Below are 17,738 nucleotides of genomic sequence, written 5' to 3' on the forward strand. Positions count from 1 at the left end.
CATCGCGTTAGTTCATAAAACCAACAAAGACCTTCTTTTTAAATATCTTTATAATGGTATTTACTGCACATGCGCTCGTGTAGCATGGGAGCTGATAGATTGATGAGTGATGTTATGAGATTTTTTGCGATAGCCCTATTCTTTCTAGCCAATACTGCATTTGGCGAGATACTTGAAACAGAGAACTACCAAGTAGTTATCACTAAGCATTGCGCTGAAGGCGAAGTTAGTTGTGAAGAGATCTCTTATACAGGCACGTCAAAGAGATCTGGTAACAGTATCAATTTAAAAGGTAAAACCCTGCATCAAACCTGTGCTGATGGCATTACCCCGTGTCGGTTTCTTGGTTACCGTTTTCAAAACGGCAATATCACCTACAACGTTTATGAATCTGGTTTACTACAAGTGATTCGTGAATCTCAGGAAATACTGCTAGAAGAGCAAGGCAGCTGGTCATACGAATAATCCAACGCGCTAGTTATCAAAGAATAAGAGAGATAAGGGAAGATCAGAGAAAAACTCTTCCTTCCACTAAGGCTGTCTAACGGTTTGTTTTCTTAAAACTTCCACCAAAAGCTAGGTACGTACAGGCAGACCGTTATCAATTAACTCCTCTACATCGACCTTTCACTTATCTCTGATAGCAAAAATAGAAACTGCTAAAACGACAAAGGCCCAAAAAAGTTTTGTTTTATGGGCCTTATTTAGACAGAGCTTGTATTTAAGATATATTCGAACTTAGAACACGGTATTCTTTTTCCCAACGTTTCGCTTCTTTCTTAGAAGGGCCGCCAAGAACATTGACCGCATGGCGTAAACGCGCACGTGTCATATCTGGGCCAAGAATCGCCATAGAATCCATTACAGATACTGTCTGGTTAGTACCCGCTACTGCGATAAACAATGGGAATAGGAAGTCACGGATTTTGTAATCCATTGCTTCAGCAAGCTGTTTAAGCTGACCGAATAAACGATCTTTATTCCACTGAGTTTCGGTATCTAGCAACCATACTGAGTACTGTAGCATTTTGCGGATATCATCAAGTTCCAATGATTTATGCGCAAAATCTTCTTCTGTGATATCCAACATGCCGGATAGGAAGAAGCTCGCAAGTGGAGCGACATCAGACAGTTTTTCAACACGCTGTTGAATCAATGGAACGATTTGCATCAGGTATTCAGGGTTTAACGCCCACTCCTGATACTTAGCTGCAAATTGCTCAGGATCTAAGTCTTCACGCAACCATAGGCCATTCAACCAGCTTAGTTTTTCCTGATCGAAGATTGGACCACCAAGAGATACACGCTGAATATCGAAGTTATCGAACATCTGTTGACGTGTGAATTTCTCGCTCTCATCCGGCATAGACCAACCCATGCGAGCAAGGTAGTTCAACAATGCTTCTGGCAAGAAGCCCATACGCTGATAGTAAAGAATACTAGTAGGGTTCTTACGCTTAGATAGCTTAGATTTATCCGGGTTACGAAGAAGCGGCATGTGGCATAGCTTCGGCATATCCCAACCAAAGTATTCGTAAAGCAACTTATGCTTAGGCGCTGAGTTGATCCACTCTTCACCACGGATAACGTGCGTGATCTCCATTAGGTGATCATCTACAACGTTTGCTAAGTGGTAAGTCGGCATACCATCAGATTTAAGCAGAATTTGAGCATCAACCATGCCCCATTCCAACTCAATTGTACCGCGAAGCATATCGTCAACTTCACAGGCACCTTCACCTTCAGGTACAACCATACGCACTACATAAGGCGCGCCCGCTGCTTTACGCTTTTCTACTTCCTCTTCAGGAAGGGCTAGATCGCTTTGCTTAAGCGCAGTGTGACCACCTGCAGCACGGCGAGCTGTACGTAGCTCATCCAACTCTTCAGATGTACGGTAGCAAAGAAATGCTTTGCCTTCTTCCACCAGCTGCATCGCGTATTTTGCATAGTCTGCTTTACGTTCGCTTTGACGGTAAGGACCGTGAGGACCACCTACGTCTGGACCTTCATCCCATTCCAAACCTAACCAACGTAGCGAGTCCAGAATCTTCTGTTCAGATTCATCCGTACTACGTGTTTGGTCTGTATCTTCGATGCGCAAGATAAACTGACCGCCATGCTGACGAGCAAAGGCTAAATTGAACAATGCGATATAGGCTGTGCCTACATGAGGGTCACCTGTTGGAGAAGGTGCAACACGGGTACGAACGGTCGTCATTGGTGTCCTTGGAAATCTGATAAAAATGAATAGCGGCAATTATATACTTAGCGGCCCTTTTCGAGCCACTAAGAAATCAATTAGGCGATAGATAATGGGAGAGAAACTATAAATAGTTTTCCCAAAGTACCGCACCCCAGATCAGGCCACCCATAATCAGTGCGACCATCACGACGGCTGAGCCTAGATCTTTGGCAAGCCCTGCTAACTCATGAAACTCAGTGCCCGCGCGATCGACCACCGCTTCAATGGCACTGTTTACCAGCTCAAAAGCTAACACCAGCAAGCAAGTACAAATTAAAGCCGCCAATTGCATGGGGCTTTGCGCAACTAAAAAAGATAGGGGAATCAGCACCGCACTTCCCCATACCTCATAGCGAAAAGCAGGCTCTTGAACATAAGCAGCTTTCAGGCCCTGCCATGAATAGATAGAAGCGTAATAAAAACGCTTTAAGCCCGTATTCTTGGCAGTCGCACCCTGTGGTTTATCGCTCATCGTAAAGTCATTTCCCTAAATTTATCGCCTAGCGTTAGAAACTAAGGCTATCACTTCTACATTGGATTCCGTACAAATAGTTGGACAAAATCCACCTATGTGCAGCGCAAAATCGGTAGACAGTATATAATCGCCTCTGTTCTTCGATTTTGATTGTATCTACACATTTAATGACCTCTACAACAGATAACCTAAACCGTCGTTTTACCGTTGCACCTATGATGGACTGGACGGACCGCCACTGCCGTTATTTTCACCGTATTTTGAGCCGCCAAGCGGTTTTATATACCGAGATGGTAACTACCGGTGCTTTGATCCATGCAGAAGCAGATCGTTTTTTGCGTTACAACACGCAGGAACAACCTGTTGCATTGCAGTTAGGTGGCAGCAACCCAACCGATTTAGCTCAATGTACCAAGATGGCTGAGGATTATGGTTACAATGAGGTGAATCTTAACGTCGGCTGCCCTAGCGATCGCGTTCAAAACAATATGATCGGTGCCTGCCTAATGGCTCACCCTCAGTTAGTCGCTGAATGTTTAGAGACGATGCAAGCCGAGGTGAAGATCCCTGTTACGGTAAAACACCGTCTTGGCATCGACGATATGGATAGCTACGAAGAGTTAGTCAGCTTTGTAGAGACAGTGCGTAACAGTGGTTGTAATGTTTTTATTATCCATGCGCGCAAAGCGATTCTTCAGGGCCTGAGCCCTAAAGAAAACCGCGATATCCCACCATTGAAATATGACTGGGTTTACCAAATAAAACAGGAATTCCCTGATTTAGAAGTGCACATCAATGGCGGCATCAAGACTCTCGAAGAGTGTCACACACATTTGCAACATGTTGATGGTGTAATGCTAGGCCGCGAAGCCTACCAAAACCCTTATCTTTTGGCAGATGTAGATAACGAGTTATACAACTGTCCTGATGAGAAGATCAGCCGTAAAGGGGCTGCTCTCGCGATGGTGCCGTATATTCAAGAACAGTTAGCAGAAGGTGTTTCGCTACACCACATAACGCGGCATATGCTTGGACTATTTCACGCGCAACGCGGTGGCAAACAATTCCGCCGCTTTATTAGCGAAAATGCGCATAAACCTGGCGCTTCAATTGATGTACTCTTTGAAGCACTGGAACGTGTACCAGATTAGAATGGACTACTAGAAAGATGACAAGTCAGTTAGAAAAGCTAAAAGAAATTACTACTGTTGTTGCTGATACCGGTGATATCGAAGCCATTGCTCGCTTTAAACCCGTTGATGCGACCACTAACCCATCTCTACTGCTAAAAGCCGCTGAGCTTCCACAATACAGCGCTCTATTACAAACAGCTAAGCGCTGGGCGACTGAAAAAGGCGGTAGCGAGCAAGAAGTGTTGGACAACATGACTGATCGCCTTGCGGTTGAGATCGGTCGTGAGATTCTAAATATCATTCCAGGGCGCATCTCGACAGAAGTTGATGCACGTTTATCGTTTGATACTCAAGCAACATTGGAACGTGCACGTAAGTTGATCGGCCTTTATGAAGAAGCCGGTATCTCTAAAGACCGCATCCTGATTAAGATTGCTTCTACTTGGGAAGGAATTCAAGCAGCACGTCAGCTTGAGCAAGAAGGCATTAACTGCAACCTAACTCTGCTATTTAGCTTTGCCCAAGCGGCAGCATGCGCAGATGCTGGCGTTTACCTGATCTCTCCTTTCGTTGGCCGTATTCTTGATTGGTTTAAAGCGAACGAAGATGGCGACTTTACGGGTGCTAACGACCCAGGCGTTCAATCAGTAACGGGCATCTACAACTATTACAAAGCGAATGGTTATAACACCATCGTGATGGGTGCGAGCTTCCGTAACATTGGCGAGATCCAAGAGCTAGCAGGTTGTGATCGCTTAACAATCGCGCCTGCCCTGATGCAAGAATTAGAAGACAGCACTGATGAGCTGCCAACTAAACTGGCACCTGAATCTGCGGCTTCTGAGCAAGGCAAACTTTCTATGAGCGAAGCTGAGTTCCGCTGGATGATGAACGAAGATGCCATGGCTACAGAGAAGCTAGCTCAAGGTATCCGCAGCTTTGCAGCTGATCAGGTCAAGCTAGAGAAGCTTCTTCTAGCGGTATAAAACACCCCTACTCAAATAGCTAAAAGCCCTCAGTAGAGAAAACCTACTGAAGGCTTTTTCTTTATTAATCAATATCCTGTCTATACTGATTTCTATGCCACCCTCAATTTTGGCTGAGGAGATCAGATATGGATACCGTTGTACTCCCCTACCCTAAGCTCATGCTGTTTGACTGGCATGGCACCCTTGTCGATACCCACGGCGCAATGTATCAAGCCATCGAAGAGATGCTTGCTCAATTAGACGAGCTAAATCTCACCCGACACATTCTGCCCGAAGAGAAAGCCAAAACAGAAGATGACGAAAAGCTCATCCGCTATATCCGTATCTATCGACATCTGCATCCACGCGTTTTAGCAGAACAACGCATATCCAGAACCGATGTATTTGAGGTTTTGTTTGGCAATAACGATGAAGCTAATGCTATTGCTCACAAAGCTTACAATGACTGCTATCGAAACCACTACGGCAGCGTTAAGCCTTTCCAAGCAGGTATGTATGAGTACCTCACTTATCTAAAGAAATTAGGTATTAAGATCGGTGTTGTGACCAACCGTAGTCGTGAATTTCTAGAACCCGAATTAGCGGCTGTAGAAAATGGCCGTTGGAAAGAGTTATTTGATGTCACACTTTGCGGCGATGAGATGCTGCACTATAAACCCGCGCCTAGCTCGATGATTCAGGCGAGTAAATCAGTCGATGAACTCGCCGACCAGCACCTCTGGTATGTAGGCGATAGCGTTACCGATATGATGACAGCTACTAAGGCTGGCGTGACACGAGTCTTTTATAACGGCGCGCTGTGGAGCCCTCACTGGTTCGAACAAGTCTTTGCTGAAACGGCTCATCATCAATACGATCCAGATATTATCATTGATGATTTTGACGAGTTATTAGATCTCGTTTTACAAAGCCGCAATGGCATTACCACCCCAGAATTGGTACAGCAACGCCCCCCCCGACTACCTCCAAGAAAACCACAACCACAGAGGGAAGAACCTGACTGGCATCCTGCTGTCGTGAATCTAACCTACCCTAAAGTTGTTCTATTTGATTGGCATGCCACTCTTGTAGATACTCTGGATGCTATGTATCACGCAGTGGATGATATGCTCAAAGACCTTCGTAATATGGGTCTGCTTGAACATTTAGTAGATTCTGCAAAGTGTAAATCCCCCGATGATCAACGACTTGTACAATATGTCCGTGAAAATTTAAGCCTACACCCAAAAATAAAACTCGACCGCAAGATATCCAGAACCGATATCTTCGAGATCCTCTTTGCCGACAATGAAGTTGCTAAGAAAGTCGCTCACAAAGGTTTTACTGAGCATTACCGAAAATATTACGGAACAGCCCTGCCCTTTGAACCCAAAGTTAGGAATATGCTAGAAGGCCTGAGAAAACTGGGATTGACCGTTGGCGTCATCACCAATCGCGATCGCGAATTCTTTATTCACGAACTCAATACGGTCGATGATGGTTGGGCGCATCTATTTGATACCGAAATTTGTGGCGATGATACGGTCCAGCGCAAACCTCACACTGACCAGATTTTAAAAGCCGCAGACAATCTAAATTGTGATCTAGGCATGGATATCTGGTACGTCGGAGACAGTACAACCGATGTGATTGCCGCTAAATCAGCCGGGATCACCAGTGTCTTCTTTAACGGCGCTCAGTGGGATCAGCCTTGGTTAAATAAAATATTCCCGGGGAATGAACGCTACCCTTATAAACCTGACGTAGTCGTAAATGACTTTTCAGAATTTTGGGCACTGATTCTATCTTGCAGAAAGCAGTGTAGGACTACCGAACAATAGCTAATGCCTTTAACGACTAATTATTTCTTTAACACCAATTAAAAAATTAAAAAAATCATATAGTTAGTCTTGCATCTCAACAGGGTAAACTATAGTTTATGGTAGTAGTATTACTGCGCATGTATTTTTCAATCCAATTGAAAAACATTCTCTTAACGGTTTGATAACACAAGCTAAACTTTTACAGCTAGGTGCAACTTTAGCTCCATTTACCATGAGCTAAAACACTTCTGTTAGTGCTTTTCCGCAAATGAAAGCTATCAAAAGCAATCTAATGAAACGTTGGATTCCTAGGCTCCTGCATAATCAAGCATCAAGGAGACCCAAGTGTCACATTTAAATAAGGTTCTTTACTGCTGCATTTCAATAACAACTCTATTGATATTAAGCCTCGCAGCAAAAGCTGAAACGCTTCCTGTTGATTTAAAAGTAATTGACGTCCCTATAAATTATTCGCTGGGCTTAGCATTCCCTAGCGGGAACGTATACAACTACCCTGTAGTTAAGGATGCGGGGATAGGTACTGTTAGAATCACTGCTTCCTGGGGGAAAATTCAACCTGAAGAAGGCACATTTGAGTGGCAAGGGATGGATGCGCGCATCAAAGCTCTTCAACAATTAAACCTTAAGCCATTCATTACCTTTGAATCTAATGCACCTTGGGCTACTCATCCTGACACTCACCATATAAGAAACGGAGCACCCTTAGATTTAAATCAATGGATTACTTTCGTAGAAGCGGTAGTAGAACGCTATAACTTTGACGGGTATTCCGACGCTCCTGAGTTAGAAGCACCAGTGGAGTATTACCAGGTAGCTAACGAATGGATAAGCGATCAAAACAAGTCAGGAGGCTGGGCAAGCTCAACTGAGTATTTAATTGATCATATAAACGCAACATATAATGCTGTTAAACGCTTTGATTCTGATGCCACATTCGTTTTGGGAGGCATAGCGGCGTTTAACCTTGACGTTTTATTATTGGCTGAAGGAATCGAAAGCTTCACGGTACAACAAAGATGGGGCACATTTTCCAGTACAACTATGGATTATGAAGACACCCAAACTGAATACATACAAGGAATAATTAATCATCACTTTAGAGAAGTGCTTTTCCATAGCCAGTATGATTACGCAGATGCTCATTTGTACGGACCACAAGAGAGGGATAAGTCTCGAATAGACATTCTCGCGGAAGAAACAAATTTATCAACGGATAAAATTATTTCGGCTGAGTGCGGTGGCCCCTCCCTAGACTATGAGGACAATTACAGTGATGAAAACCATTTTCACGCCGTTATTGATCGTAATTTAAATATATTGGCATCAGGAGCTAAATTCTGCCTCTGGTTTGGCCTAGGTGAAGCAATGTCAACAACTTGGGGAAATCAAAAGGTTCCACTATTCGATAAAAACAACCAAGCAAAACCAGGCTACTATGCTTATAAACTATTAGCGTATTTGTTTGATGGCCAAGAGTCTATCCATGTAGAAGTATTAACCGATCTATCATCTCCGGCATTTAAAATATCGTTCCCAACAAATCCTGACAAAGCTGATATATATATTGGCTTACCCAGCACACAAAGTGAGTTAATTGCAAAATCTGGTGAGAGTTCGTTTGATCTTTTATGCATTAATGCTCTGAATAGTGAGGGCTTTATTACCATTGGGGCAACCAATTATGTGACTTGTAATCACAGCGTAATCGCTTTAGGTGCAAAACTTCCTTCAATGTATGAATAACCAATAAACGCAAAATAGACGAATGCTATTTTGAGTTTACTTGGTTAGGAAAAATCCAAACAAAAGCCAAGACAACTGCAATCAGACTAGCCAAAGCAGATACAGAGAAAGTGGTGAAAGAACCAAAATCATCCCATAACAAGCCACTGACATAAGCACCAAGTGCGCCGCCCAAGCCAAATCCTACGCTAGAGAATAAGGCTTGTCCCTGCCCATGAGTTTTCTCGGTAAAGTATTGATGAACTAAAGCAATGCCAACGGCGTGAAGTGTGCCGAATGTTGCTGCGTGAAGCGTTTGGGCAAATAGCATAATCCATAAGTTTTCTGGGACTAGGCCTATCAGCCACCAGCGCACTACACAAAGCAGCAAGCTGACTAACATGATATTACGTATACCCCATCGCTGTATCATCCAATGCATATAAATAAAGATGATCACTTCTGCGATAACACCTACAGCCCAAAGCACCCCTACTTCTGATCGACTAAATCCAACATCAACCATCAATACGCTATAGAAGGTGTAGTAAGCCCCGTGGGCGAATTGAACTAAGAAGCAAATAATAAAAAAGACCATTACCTGCGGACGAAGCAACAACTGCATAAAACTACGATTATCCGCTGATATTTGGGCCGCATCTAATTGAGCAGTGGCTGGAGGGATAAACAGCGTGTTCAGCCAGATTAAAACCATTAACACCAAAAGAATCCAAGGCAACCAACGGATATCAATATTATCAAGTAAAGCGCCAAGGCCTGCGACCGTTACGATAAATCCGATCGATCCCCATAGCCGGATACGGCTGTAACGGGATTTTTCTTTACCAAGCTGACTTAAGGTTATCACCTCAAATTGAGGGAGTACTGCATTCCAGAAGAAGCTAAAACCTAACATCACCAGACCTATGCCTAAAGCGGTTGTTTGCCAGAAAATCCCAACAAACATTATGCAGGTCATTAACGCGCCAAATCGGACTATCTCGACACGCTTACCACTTTTATCAGCCATCCACCCCCATAAATTGGGCGCTACTATCCTGGACAATTGCAACAAAGCCATCAGTGAACCAATGGTCTGAGCATCAAACTGAAATGATTTTAGATAGAGGCTCCAGTACGGAACCAAAGCACCTAATAAGGCAAAATAGAAGAAATAAAATCCAGAAAGGCGAATATACTGATCGAACTGCGGCATAAGCTGATCTGTTCCTTTCTAGACTGATAAGAAGTAAAAAGCCGGTTCACCTAACGGCAACCGGCTATCGAGTAGACTAGATAACTATTTTAACTAGTAAGTTAACTAGATAGTACCGTTCGTCATCATGCCTCTTTTAAGGCATTTAATAAATATTGCGGAAGGCCAAAGCAACCTAAGTGCATCTGTGGATTGTAGTAACGGGTTTCGATTTCGCTGTTGTCATAGCGCTTTTGCAACTCTGCCAAATCGATAGATCGTAATGATTCATTATCGGAACCCCACGCTAAAGTCATTACACCACCAATATAAGTAGGTACAGCTGCGGTGTAGAAAGATTGGTCTTTGAAGTACGGGCTTAAACGACGGCGTGTCGTAATCACTTCATCTTGCTGTAGGAAAGGCACACCATTCTGTGCGACAAAAATACCGCCGTCTGTCAGTAAGTTCTTACATCCTTCGTAAAAACGGCTTGAGAACAGAACTTCACCTGGGCCTACAGGGTCTGTGCAGTCAGAAATGATAACGTCGAATTTTTCATCTGTTTGATTAACGTACTCAACACCATCAGCAATCACTATATTGGCACGTGGATCTTCAAAAGCACCTGCTGAGTGATTTGGAAGATATGTTTTACACATATCGATTACTGCTTGATCGATCTCTACTTGCGTAACATGCTCTACCGATTGGTGACGACATACTTCACGCAAAATGCCGCCATCACCTCCGCCGATGATCAAAACGCGTTTTGCATTTCCATGCGCTAAGATCGGTACATGCGTTAGCATTTCATGGTAAACAAATTCATCTCTCTCCGTCGTTTGAATAATTCCGTCCAACGCCATGACAGTGCCATAAACTGGATTACGGAAAATAATCAGATGCCAAGAATCCGTTTGTTGCTCGAACAACACTTCCTCTACATCAAATTCCTGACCGTAGCCTTTATGGAGTGTTTCTTTGTATAAATTTTCTTTTAAAGACGTTGTCACTTGCTTTACTCGCTAACTAACGAAAAAAGGGGTAGCACTGCTAAACGCACTACATTAATTTAGAGTATAAACCTAACTTCGCAGGCCTTAAATTTTGGCCGCATTTATACCCTGAAAAAGGTAAAAAACAAAGCATTTCCACACTATCTAGAGCACAAAAATCCCACATCATTCAACACCGCTATTTCGTGGAATTTAACCCATTTATTGGACTAACATTTTCATTCAACCCTAATAACATTTTTGATCAAGCAATCAGAAATAAATTTATTATTTGCTCCTTTATCCATTTTATGAACTTTTTTTTACAACATTAGAATCTACCGAATCACGCTCCAGCCCCTACAACCAAAGGCCTAGCGCCAAACTACAACCAAAGTCTAATTTTACTACCATTTTCGTTGTATTCTTCTAAGTTTGTTAGGAACTGGAATTTTTACCTACGCTTACTACAACAGATAACAAAAACAAGACAGTTTTGCGGCGTATATAGCCTCAGAAAGGATGGAGAAACATAATGAAATTACTTACCTCGGTTGTTGCTACAGGTATGGCACTTGGTTTAGCTTTTGGTGCTCAGGCAGGCACGTTAGAAGATGTACAAAAAAGAGGCAGCGTATCTTGCGGGGTAAGTACTGGCCTTGCAGGTTTTTCTCAGAAAGATGAGAACGGTACTTGGAGCGGTCTTGATGTAGACGTATGTCGTTCTGTTGCTGCTGCTGTTCTAGGTGACGCAAGCAAAGTTCAATACAAGCCTCTTACAGCTAAAGAGCGTTTCACCGCACTTCAGTCTGGTGAAATCGATATTCTTTCTCGTAACACTACTTGGACTCACACACGTGATACCTCTCTAGGTCTTAACTTTGCTGGCGTAAACTATTATGACGGTCAAGGTTTCATGGTTTCTAAAGACCTTGGCGTAAAAAGTGCGCTAGAACTAGACGGTGCAGCTGTATGTATCCAAGCAGGTACAACAACTGAACTTAACCTTGCAGACTACTTCCGTGCCAACGGCATCAGCTACAAAGCAATCACATTCGATACTTCTGACCAAACACGCTCTGGTTTCGAAAGCGGTCGTTGTGACGTCCTAACATCAGACCAATCTCAATTATACGCTCTACGTATAGGCCTAAAAGATCCTTCAGCAGCGATGGTACTGCCAGAAGTTATCTCTAAAGAGCCGCTAGGACCTGTTGTTCGTCAAGGTGACGATGCATGGTTTAACGTGGTTCGCTGGTCTCTAATGGCGATGGTTGAAGCTGAATTCCTAAAAATCGACAGTGCTTCTGCTGATAAAGCGAAAACAGAAGGAAATCCTTCTCAGAAACGCCTAATGGGTTCTGAAGGCGATGCAGGTCAAAAACTTGGCATTCCTGCTGATTGGGCATACAACATTGTGAAGCAAGTAGGTAACTACGCTGAAAGCTTTGAGCGCAATGTAGGTCAGGGTTCTCCGCTTAAAATTTCCCGTGGTCTAAACGCCCAGTGGAACCAAGGCGGTATCATGTACTCTTCACCAGTACGCTAAGGAAGGATCAAACAGAGGGGCATTTTTCATGCCCCTCTGCTATTTTTACTTATAACCTTCTGAAGATAAGTGCTTAATTATGTCTGAAAAGCCACAGGTGACGTCATCACCCTCCTTCTTCAACAACCCTAGAAACCGTTCAATTATTTACCAGCTGCTGTTACTAGCAGGTTTGGGGTATTTCTTTTACGGTATTATTTCTAACACGCTGGCTAACTTAGAAGCCCGCGGTATCAAAAGCGGTTATGACTTCCTGTTTACGACTGCCGGATTCGATATTCTAATGTCGTTGGTGCCATACGATGCAACGCATACTTATGGTCGTACATTTATTGTCGGTTTATTAAATACTATTCTTGTTTCGACAATCGGGATCATTCTTTCGACGATCGTTGGCTTTATTATGGGGGTTGCGCACTTCTCTCATAACTTACTGATCAGAAAGCTGGCTGTCGCTTATGTAGAAACTTTCCGAAACATCCCACTACTACTTCAGATTTTCTTCTGGTATTTCGCAGTATTGGCAGCACTACCAAGTGCTCGTCAAAGCTTGAGCCTTGGGGAAGTGATCTTCTTAAACGTTCGCGGCCTCTACTTCCCAGGACTAAATGCTGAAAGTGGTGCAGGTATTGTTTATGGTGCGATTGCTGCTGCCATTGCCTCTATCTTTATCCTCAAGCGTTGGGCTAAGAAACGTCAAGATGACACCGGCCAGCAGTTCCCAGTATTACAAGCTAGTTTGGCTATTCTGTTTGTTTTACCTCTTGTTGCCCTATTTGCAGCAGGCGTACCGTTCACTTGGGACTTCCCTGAGCTTAAAGGCTTTAACTTCCGAGGTGGTGTAACGGTTATTCCTGAACTGATGGCACTTGCCTTAGCACTTACGGTTTATACCGGAGCATTTATTGCGGAAGCAGTAAGGGCGGGTGTTCAAGCAGTACCTCATGGTCAAACAGAAGCAGCACGTAGTATCGGCTTAAAAGAGAGCAAGATCATGAAGTTGATCGTTGTTCCTCAAGCCATGCGCGTTATTGTGCCTCTGCTTAACAGTGAGTATCAGAGCCTAGTTAAAAACTCGACTCTGGCAACAGCGATAGGCTATCCCGATCTATTCACCGTATTTGTTGGCACGACACTTAACCAAACAGGTCAGGCGATCGAGATCGTATTTATGACAATGGCGGTTTATTTTGTCGTTAACATGTCCATTTCTTTTGTTATGAACCGCTTCAATGCAAGCGTTTCTCTGACTGAACGTTAATCGGGAGTGATGAAATGAAAGAATTTAAACCACTACCCGATCAACCAGCACCGCGTGATACTGTAGGTCCAATTCATTGGATCAGAGATAATTTCTTTGACTCAATATCCAATTCGATTGCAACACTACTTATCCTTGCAGGTTTAGTGACGGTAATTCCTCCTCTGGTCGATTGGCTATTTATCTCGGCCAATTGGGCTGGCGCTACTCAAGACGCTTGCACAAAAGATGGTGCATGTTGGGTATTTGTAAAAGCTTGGTCGAAGCAGTTCTTCTATGGTAGCTACCCTGCCGAAGAAATTTGGCGTATCAATGTCTGTTTAATTGCCCTAGTCGGTATCATAACCGCATCTAATATGCTGAGTAAGGAACTGCGCAACAAGGTCGCTATTCCTCTTTTCTTAGCACTACCTTTCCTGTCTATTTTGATTTTGGATGGTAGCTGGATCGGTTTGGAATATGTTTCCACTGATTACTGGGGCGGTTTCTCACTGAACGTTTTACTGGCGGCTGCGAGTATTATCGTTGCCTTCCCATTAAGCTTTTTATGGGCTTTGGGACGACGTTCTGATATGCCTTTTATAAAAAGTGTGAGCATTGTACTGATTGAGTTCTTCCGTGGTGTACCCGTTCTGGCTCTGTTCTTTATGGGTTCAGTAATGTTGCCACTATTTTTCCCTGAAGGAACAAATGTAGATAAGCTCGTTCGTGTATGGATTGTGCTTACGCTCTTTATGTCTGGTTATATGGCTGAGGTTTTCCGAGGCGGTTTTCAGGCTGTCCCTAAAGGGCAGTACGAGGCAGCGGATTCACTGGGTCTAGGCTTTTGGCAAAAAACCTTGCTGATCATCCTACCTCAAGTCATCAAGATCTCTATGCCAAACATTCTGGCAACATTTATCATGCTCTTCAAAAATACGACGTTCTTATTGATCATCGGTATCTTTGAAATGTTGAGTACTACTCAAACAGCACTTGCTAATTCAAGTTGGTTAGGCGGTCATTCTACTGAAGGTTACCTTTTTGTAGCCATAGTCTTCTGGATCTGCTGTTTCAGCATGTCCATGATCAGCGCATCAATTGAACGTAAACTCGACACAAGCCATAAGAACTAAGAGGTTTTCCTTGTGAGCATAGAACACGAACAACGTATCGAAAACAACGACGATATCATCGTTATCAAGGACCTCAACAAATGGTATGGCGAGTTCCACGTATTAAAAGATATCAACCTACGCGTTAAAAAAGGCGAGCGTATAGTTATCTGTGGCCCTTCCGGCTCAGGTAAGTCAACTATGACTCGCTGCATTAACCGACTGGAAGAGTTTCAACGAGGTTCTCTTACCGTAAACGGTGTAGAGATGATTGAAGATGTGAAGAATATCGAAGCTATCCGCCGTGAGGTAGGTATGGTATTCCAACACTTCAACCTATTTCCTCATCTAACTATTCTAGAAAACCTAACGCTAGGACCTATCTGGGTTCAAAAGAAGCCTAAAAAAGAAGCTGAAGCAATCGCGATGAAGTATTTGGAAAGGGTTAAAATTCCTGACCAAGCGAATAAATTTCCAGGCCAGTTATCAGGTGGTCAGCAACAGCGTGTAGCTATCGCTCGATCCCTGTGTATGAACCCTGAAATTATGCTTTTCGATGAACCAACATCTGCGCTTGACCCTGAGATGATCAAGGAAGTGCTAGACGTAATGATCGAGCTAGCCGAAGAAGGCATGACGATGCTTTGCGTAACCCACGAGATGGGCTTCGCTAAGAAGGTTGCTGACCGTGTAATCTTTATGGATGCAGGTGAAATTGTGGAACAAAATACCCCAGAGGAGATCTTCCACAATCCACAAACAGATCGTTTACAGCTGTTCCTAAGCCAGATATTGGATCACTAATAGCCAATACCTAATAAAAACGAACTTTCCAGCGAAAGCAAAGCCGCTTACCTGTGTTACAGCTAAGCGGCTTTTTTTATTTTAATAATTTACTCTACAGGTTCCCCAGCTTCATCTTCTTCAACCATTTCAGTTTCCTGCAGAGCATCATTTACCCAAGCCTGAAGAGCGGGATGTTGTAAAACTGTCTGCATATAAGCAGAGGATTGCGGTGATAGCTCAATACCGTAAGTTACAAAACGCAAAACAGCTGGAGCGAAAAACACATCAACAATCGTAAAACTGCCAAATAACCAAGGCCCTGAATGTTGATGCGTAGCTCTTAATTCTGCCCAAAGAGCATCCATTCTTTGAATATCTTGCTGTGCTGCTGGGCTTAGCTCTATTTTACGTTTAGCTCGGCAGTTCATCGGCATCTCGTTACGTAACGCGTTAAAGCCAGAGTGCATTTCACTGACGATAGCTCGTGCTTTGGCCCGTTCAGACATATCACTCGGCCATGCAGCACCTTCTAGATAGCGCTCATTAACATACTCGCAAATAGCGAGAGAGTCCCAAACATTCAATTCACCATCGAGCAATACAGGCACTTTAGCTACGGGAGTATGCTGCTTTAACGTCTCATAAAATTCATCAGTGAAGAGGTTTATTTTAAGTTCATCAAATTCGACCTCAAAAGCTTTGAGCATCAACCAAGCTCTTAATGACCAAGACGAGTAGTTTTTATTCCCAATTATTAACTGCATAACATCCTCCGTATCTAGACCTAAGATTGTGGCAACTTGCTTTCTATCTGACTAACGAATAGTTTTGATAGCTCCTATTCGAAATATTGATGGATGACCCCTGTATGGATATAGATGCACTTCGCAGCTTTATCGCTTTTGTTGATACTGGAAGTTTTACTCGCGCGGCTAAACAGACCTTTCGTACGCAAAGTGCAATCAGCATGCAGATGAAAAAATTAGAAGAGGAAACAGGCCATAGCCTATTTACCAAAGAAGGGCGTAACCTTTCTTTAACCGACCAAGGCCAAGAACTGGTCAGTTATGCTCGAAGACTTATCGCTTTGCATGATGAAGCTATTGGACACTTTTCCATTACCCAAGCACAAAGACCATTAAGAATTGGATGCCCTGATGATTATGCGGAATCGGTTCTCCCACAACTATGCCAGCTTATCAGCGAAAGAATCCCAGATTTAAATTTTAATATTGAATGCAATTGCAGCAGTAAATTACGTTCAATGCTGGATTCGGGTGAATTAGATATCGCCATTCTTACCCGGGCGCCAGATGGCGACGAAGGCTTTGTACTTAAACATGACACCGGCGTATGGGTACATGGAGGTTATCCAGCACTGCTAGAGCAATCGCCACTGCCTTTGGTGTTATTTGAACCAGATTGTAAATTTCGAACCACAGCTGTTGATGGCTTAGAAAAGCAAGGGGTCGATTATCGTTTAGTTTGCGCTTCTTCCAGTTCAACTGCACTCAAGGGATTATTAAGAGAAGGCATAGGTATAAGCGCTATGGCGACTTCTAGCATTAGTAAAGATCTAGTGATCATTGATGAGAAACGCTTACCCCCTCTACCCTCTGTCGATATCGTTCTAGCGATCGCTCCTCGACCGCATCCTATGTTTGGCTCAGCTGTAGCGACGGAATTGAGTACAATTTTGTTAGAACAGAGCGAAAAAGCTACAACGCTTTAGCATAACGCTCTTTTAAGATAGCAACGCGCTCAACATAGGCTTTAGTTTCAGCATAGGGAGGCACGCCATTATAGCGTGTCACCGCTCCTGGGCCGGCATTGTAAGCTGCTGTACTTAGGGTGAGATCACCAGAGAAGTTCTGTAATAGCTGGGCTAGATACTTAGTCCCGCCCTCAATGTTTTGATTGGCATCCATGCTATTTGTAACCCCAAGATCTTTCGCTGTCGCCGGCATTAGTTGCATCAGACCTTGCGCCCCTACCCGAGAGACAGCATTAACTCGGAAAGCCGATTCAGCATGAATGACTGCACGGACTAAGGCTTCATCAACGCCGTATTTTTTCGACATCTCTTTAACTTGATCACTATGTGCATTCAAATTTAAAGGCGTGGTGTGCCAATTAACAGTTGAAGCTACACCACATGCAAAACAATCAAACCTCAGAACTTCAAATCCTATATTCAACGGTCTTTGATCTGAGAATGACAATACCCCGTCATCATTACGGTACTTATAAACTTTTTTGAGTGAAGAGGAGCTTTTATTGGTGTAGTTAACCTTCCTCTGCTTATCGCTAAGGTTGGTATATTCGACCCGTCCATCTGGGTGCACAATTTTCCGAATTTCGCCCGCAATAAGATTTACTGGCGTTAGCGAAACGAAAACACCAATAATCGTTAAAACTGCGGTTGAAGCCGTAGCTTTCCATATCTTCATAAACAGCAGTTTAGCAGC

At 43.4% G+C, this 17,738-nt stretch carries 16 protein-coding genes; 10 read left to right on the plus strand and 6 right to left on the minus strand.

What is annotated here, in order from left to right; all coding sequences use genetic code 11:
• Positions 1-114 precede the first annotated feature (114 nt).
• Positions 115-465, plus strand: a complete 351-nt coding sequence (locus ACMXYS_RS10355; protein ID WP_415896456.1) for a hypothetical protein — start codon at positions 115-117, stop codon at positions 463-465.
• A gap of 256 nt (positions 466-721) precedes the next feature.
• Here ACMXYS_RS10355 and gltX read toward each other — a convergent pair whose 3' ends face one another.
• Positions 722-2,221 (minus strand): glutamate--tRNA ligase, encoded by a 1,500-nt coding sequence (gltX, locus tag ACMXYS_RS10360; protein WP_415896457.1) that lies wholly within the window; start codon positions 2,219-2,221, stop codon positions 722-724.
• A 106-nt stretch (positions 2,222-2,327) separates the two neighbouring features.
• Entirely contained in the window at positions 2,328-2,717 is a 390-nt protein-coding gene (locus ACMXYS_RS10365; protein WP_415896458.1) for a diacylglycerol kinase, read from the minus strand.
• Between the two features lie 170 nt (positions 2,718-2,887).
• Between ACMXYS_RS10365 and dusA the strand changes: the two genes are divergently transcribed.
• From dusA to ACMXYS_RS10385, 4 genes are all read left to right on the plus strand, one after another.
• On the plus strand, positions 2,888-3,871 hold the full coding sequence (gene dusA / locus ACMXYS_RS10370) for a tRNA dihydrouridine(20/20a) synthase DusA (RefSeq protein WP_415896459.1): 984 nt from the start codon (positions 2,888-2,890) through the stop codon (positions 3,869-3,871).
• A gap of 17 nt (positions 3,872-3,888) precedes the next feature.
• On the plus strand, positions 3,889-4,839 hold the full coding sequence (tal, locus tag ACMXYS_RS10375) for a transaldolase (protein WP_415896460.1): 951 nt from the start codon (positions 3,889-3,891) through the stop codon (positions 4,837-4,839).
• A gap of 128 nt (positions 4,840-4,967) precedes the next feature.
• Positions 4,968-6,662, plus strand: coding sequence for an HAD family hydrolase (locus ACMXYS_RS10380; RefSeq protein ID WP_415896461.1), 1,695 nt, complete (start codon positions 4,968-4,970; stop codon positions 6,660-6,662).
• A gap of 327 nt (positions 6,663-6,989) precedes the next feature.
• On the plus strand, positions 6,990-8,408 hold the full coding sequence (locus ACMXYS_RS10385; RefSeq protein ID WP_415896462.1) for a hypothetical protein: 1,419 nt from the start codon (positions 6,990-6,992) through the stop codon (positions 8,406-8,408).
• 25 nt (positions 8,409-8,433) lie between these two features.
• On the opposite strand, the gene ACMXYS_RS10390 is transcribed toward ACMXYS_RS10385, so the two are convergent.
• Together ACMXYS_RS10390 and speE are read right to left on the minus strand one after the other, a co-directional pair.
• Positions 8,434-9,603 carry an MFS transporter gene (locus ACMXYS_RS10390; RefSeq protein ID WP_415896463.1) on the minus strand — a complete coding sequence of 390 codons (1,170 nt, stop codon included), beginning with the start codon at positions 9,601-9,603 and terminating at the stop codon, positions 8,434-8,436.
• Positions 9,604-9,728: 125 nt separating this feature from the next.
• Positions 9,729-10,598: a polyamine aminopropyltransferase gene (gene speE, locus ACMXYS_RS10395; RefSeq protein ID WP_415884115.1), complete on the minus strand. Its 870-nt coding sequence runs from the start codon at positions 10,596-10,598 to the stop codon at positions 9,729-9,731.
• A gap of 517 nt (positions 10,599-11,115) precedes the next feature.
• Here speE and ACMXYS_RS10400 point away from each other — a divergent pair.
• From ACMXYS_RS10400 to ACMXYS_RS10415, 4 genes are all read left to right on the plus strand, one after another.
• The gene (locus tag ACMXYS_RS10400; RefSeq protein WP_415884114.1) at positions 11,116-12,129 is read left to right on the plus strand and encodes an amino acid ABC transporter substrate-binding protein; all 1,014 of its coding nucleotides are present in this window, start codon (positions 11,116-11,118) and stop codon (positions 12,127-12,129) included.
• A gap of 79 nt (positions 12,130-12,208) precedes the next feature.
• Positions 12,209-13,390 carry an amino acid ABC transporter permease gene (locus tag ACMXYS_RS10405; RefSeq protein WP_415884113.1) on the plus strand — a complete coding sequence of 394 codons (1,182 nt, stop codon included), beginning with the start codon at positions 12,209-12,211 and terminating at the stop codon, positions 13,388-13,390.
• A gap of 14 nt (positions 13,391-13,404) precedes the next feature.
• Positions 13,405-14,505, plus strand: a complete 1,101-nt coding sequence (locus ACMXYS_RS10410) for an amino acid ABC transporter permease (protein ID WP_415884112.1) — start codon at positions 13,405-13,407, stop codon at positions 14,503-14,505.
• Between the two features lie 12 nt (positions 14,506-14,517).
• Positions 14,518-15,288 (plus strand): amino acid ABC transporter ATP-binding protein, encoded by a 771-nt coding sequence (locus ACMXYS_RS10415; RefSeq protein ID WP_415884111.1) that lies wholly within the window; start codon positions 14,518-14,520, stop codon positions 15,286-15,288.
• A gap of 89 nt (positions 15,289-15,377) precedes the next feature.
• On the opposite strand, the gene ACMXYS_RS10420 is transcribed toward ACMXYS_RS10415, so the two are convergent.
• A complete protein-coding gene (locus ACMXYS_RS10420; protein ID WP_415884110.1) occupies positions 15,378-16,034 on the minus strand; it encodes a glutathione S-transferase family protein in 657 nt (218 codons plus the stop codon).
• A gap of 104 nt (positions 16,035-16,138) precedes the next feature.
• On the opposite strand from ACMXYS_RS10420, the gene ACMXYS_RS10425 reads away from it, so the two are divergent.
• On the plus strand, positions 16,139-17,002 hold the full coding sequence (locus ACMXYS_RS10425) for a LysR substrate-binding domain-containing protein (protein ID WP_415884109.1): 864 nt from the start codon (positions 16,139-16,141) through the stop codon (positions 17,000-17,002).
• Here ACMXYS_RS10425 and ACMXYS_RS10430 read toward each other — a convergent pair.
• Positions 16,989-17,720, minus strand: a complete 732-nt coding sequence (locus ACMXYS_RS10430) for a lytic transglycosylase domain-containing protein (RefSeq protein WP_415884108.1) — start codon at positions 17,718-17,720, stop codon at positions 16,989-16,991. The two genes, ACMXYS_RS10425 and ACMXYS_RS10430, sit on opposite strands and share 14 nt — an antisense overlap.
• Positions 17,721-17,738: the final 18 nt, after the last annotated feature.

Source organism: Neptuniibacter sp. QD57_21, assembly GCF_047778075.1.
In the GTDB taxonomy this organism is placed as follows: domain Bacteria; phylum Pseudomonadota; class Gammaproteobacteria; order Pseudomonadales; family Balneatricaceae; genus Neptuniibacter.

Coding starts and splice junctions, on each gene's coding strand:
- ACMXYS_RS10355 (WP_415896456.1), top strand. CDS start 115: ATGAGATTTTTTGCGATAGCCCTATTCTTTCTAGCCAATACTGCATTT.
- gltX (WP_415896457.1), bottom strand. CDS start 2,221: ATGACGACCGTTCGTACCCGTGTTGCACCTTCTCCAACAGGTGACCCT.
- ACMXYS_RS10365 (WP_415896458.1), bottom strand. CDS start 2,717: ATGAGCGATAAACCACAGGGTGCGACTGCCAAGAATACGGGCTTAAAG.
- dusA (WP_415896459.1), top strand. CDS start 2,888: ATGACCTCTACAACAGATAACCTAAACCGTCGTTTTACCGTTGCACCT.
- tal (WP_415896460.1), top strand. CDS start 3,889: ATGACAAGTCAGTTAGAAAAGCTAAAAGAAATTACTACTGTTGTTGCT.
- ACMXYS_RS10380 (WP_415896461.1), top strand. CDS start 4,968: ATGGATACCGTTGTACTCCCCTACCCTAAGCTCATGCTGTTTGACTGG.
- ACMXYS_RS10390 (WP_415896463.1), bottom strand. CDS start 9,603: ATGCCGCAGTTCGATCAGTATATTCGCCTTTCTGGATTTTATTTCTTC.
- ACMXYS_RS10400 (WP_415884114.1), top strand. CDS start 11,116: ATGAAATTACTTACCTCGGTTGTTGCTACAGGTATGGCACTTGGTTTA.
- ACMXYS_RS10405 (WP_415884113.1), top strand. CDS start 12,209: ATGTCTGAAAAGCCACAGGTGACGTCATCACCCTCCTTCTTCAACAAC.
- ACMXYS_RS10410 (WP_415884112.1), top strand. CDS start 13,405: ATGAAAGAATTTAAACCACTACCCGATCAACCAGCACCGCGTGATACT.
- ACMXYS_RS10420 (WP_415884110.1), bottom strand. CDS start 16,034: ATGCAGTTAATAATTGGGAATAAAAACTACTCGTCTTGGTCATTAAGA.
- ACMXYS_RS10425 (WP_415884109.1), top strand. CDS start 16,139: ATGGATATAGATGCACTTCGCAGCTTTATCGCTTTTGTTGATACTGGA.
- ACMXYS_RS10430 (WP_415884108.1), bottom strand. CDS start 17,720: ATGAAGATATGGAAAGCTACGGCTTCAACCGCAGTTTTAACGATTATT.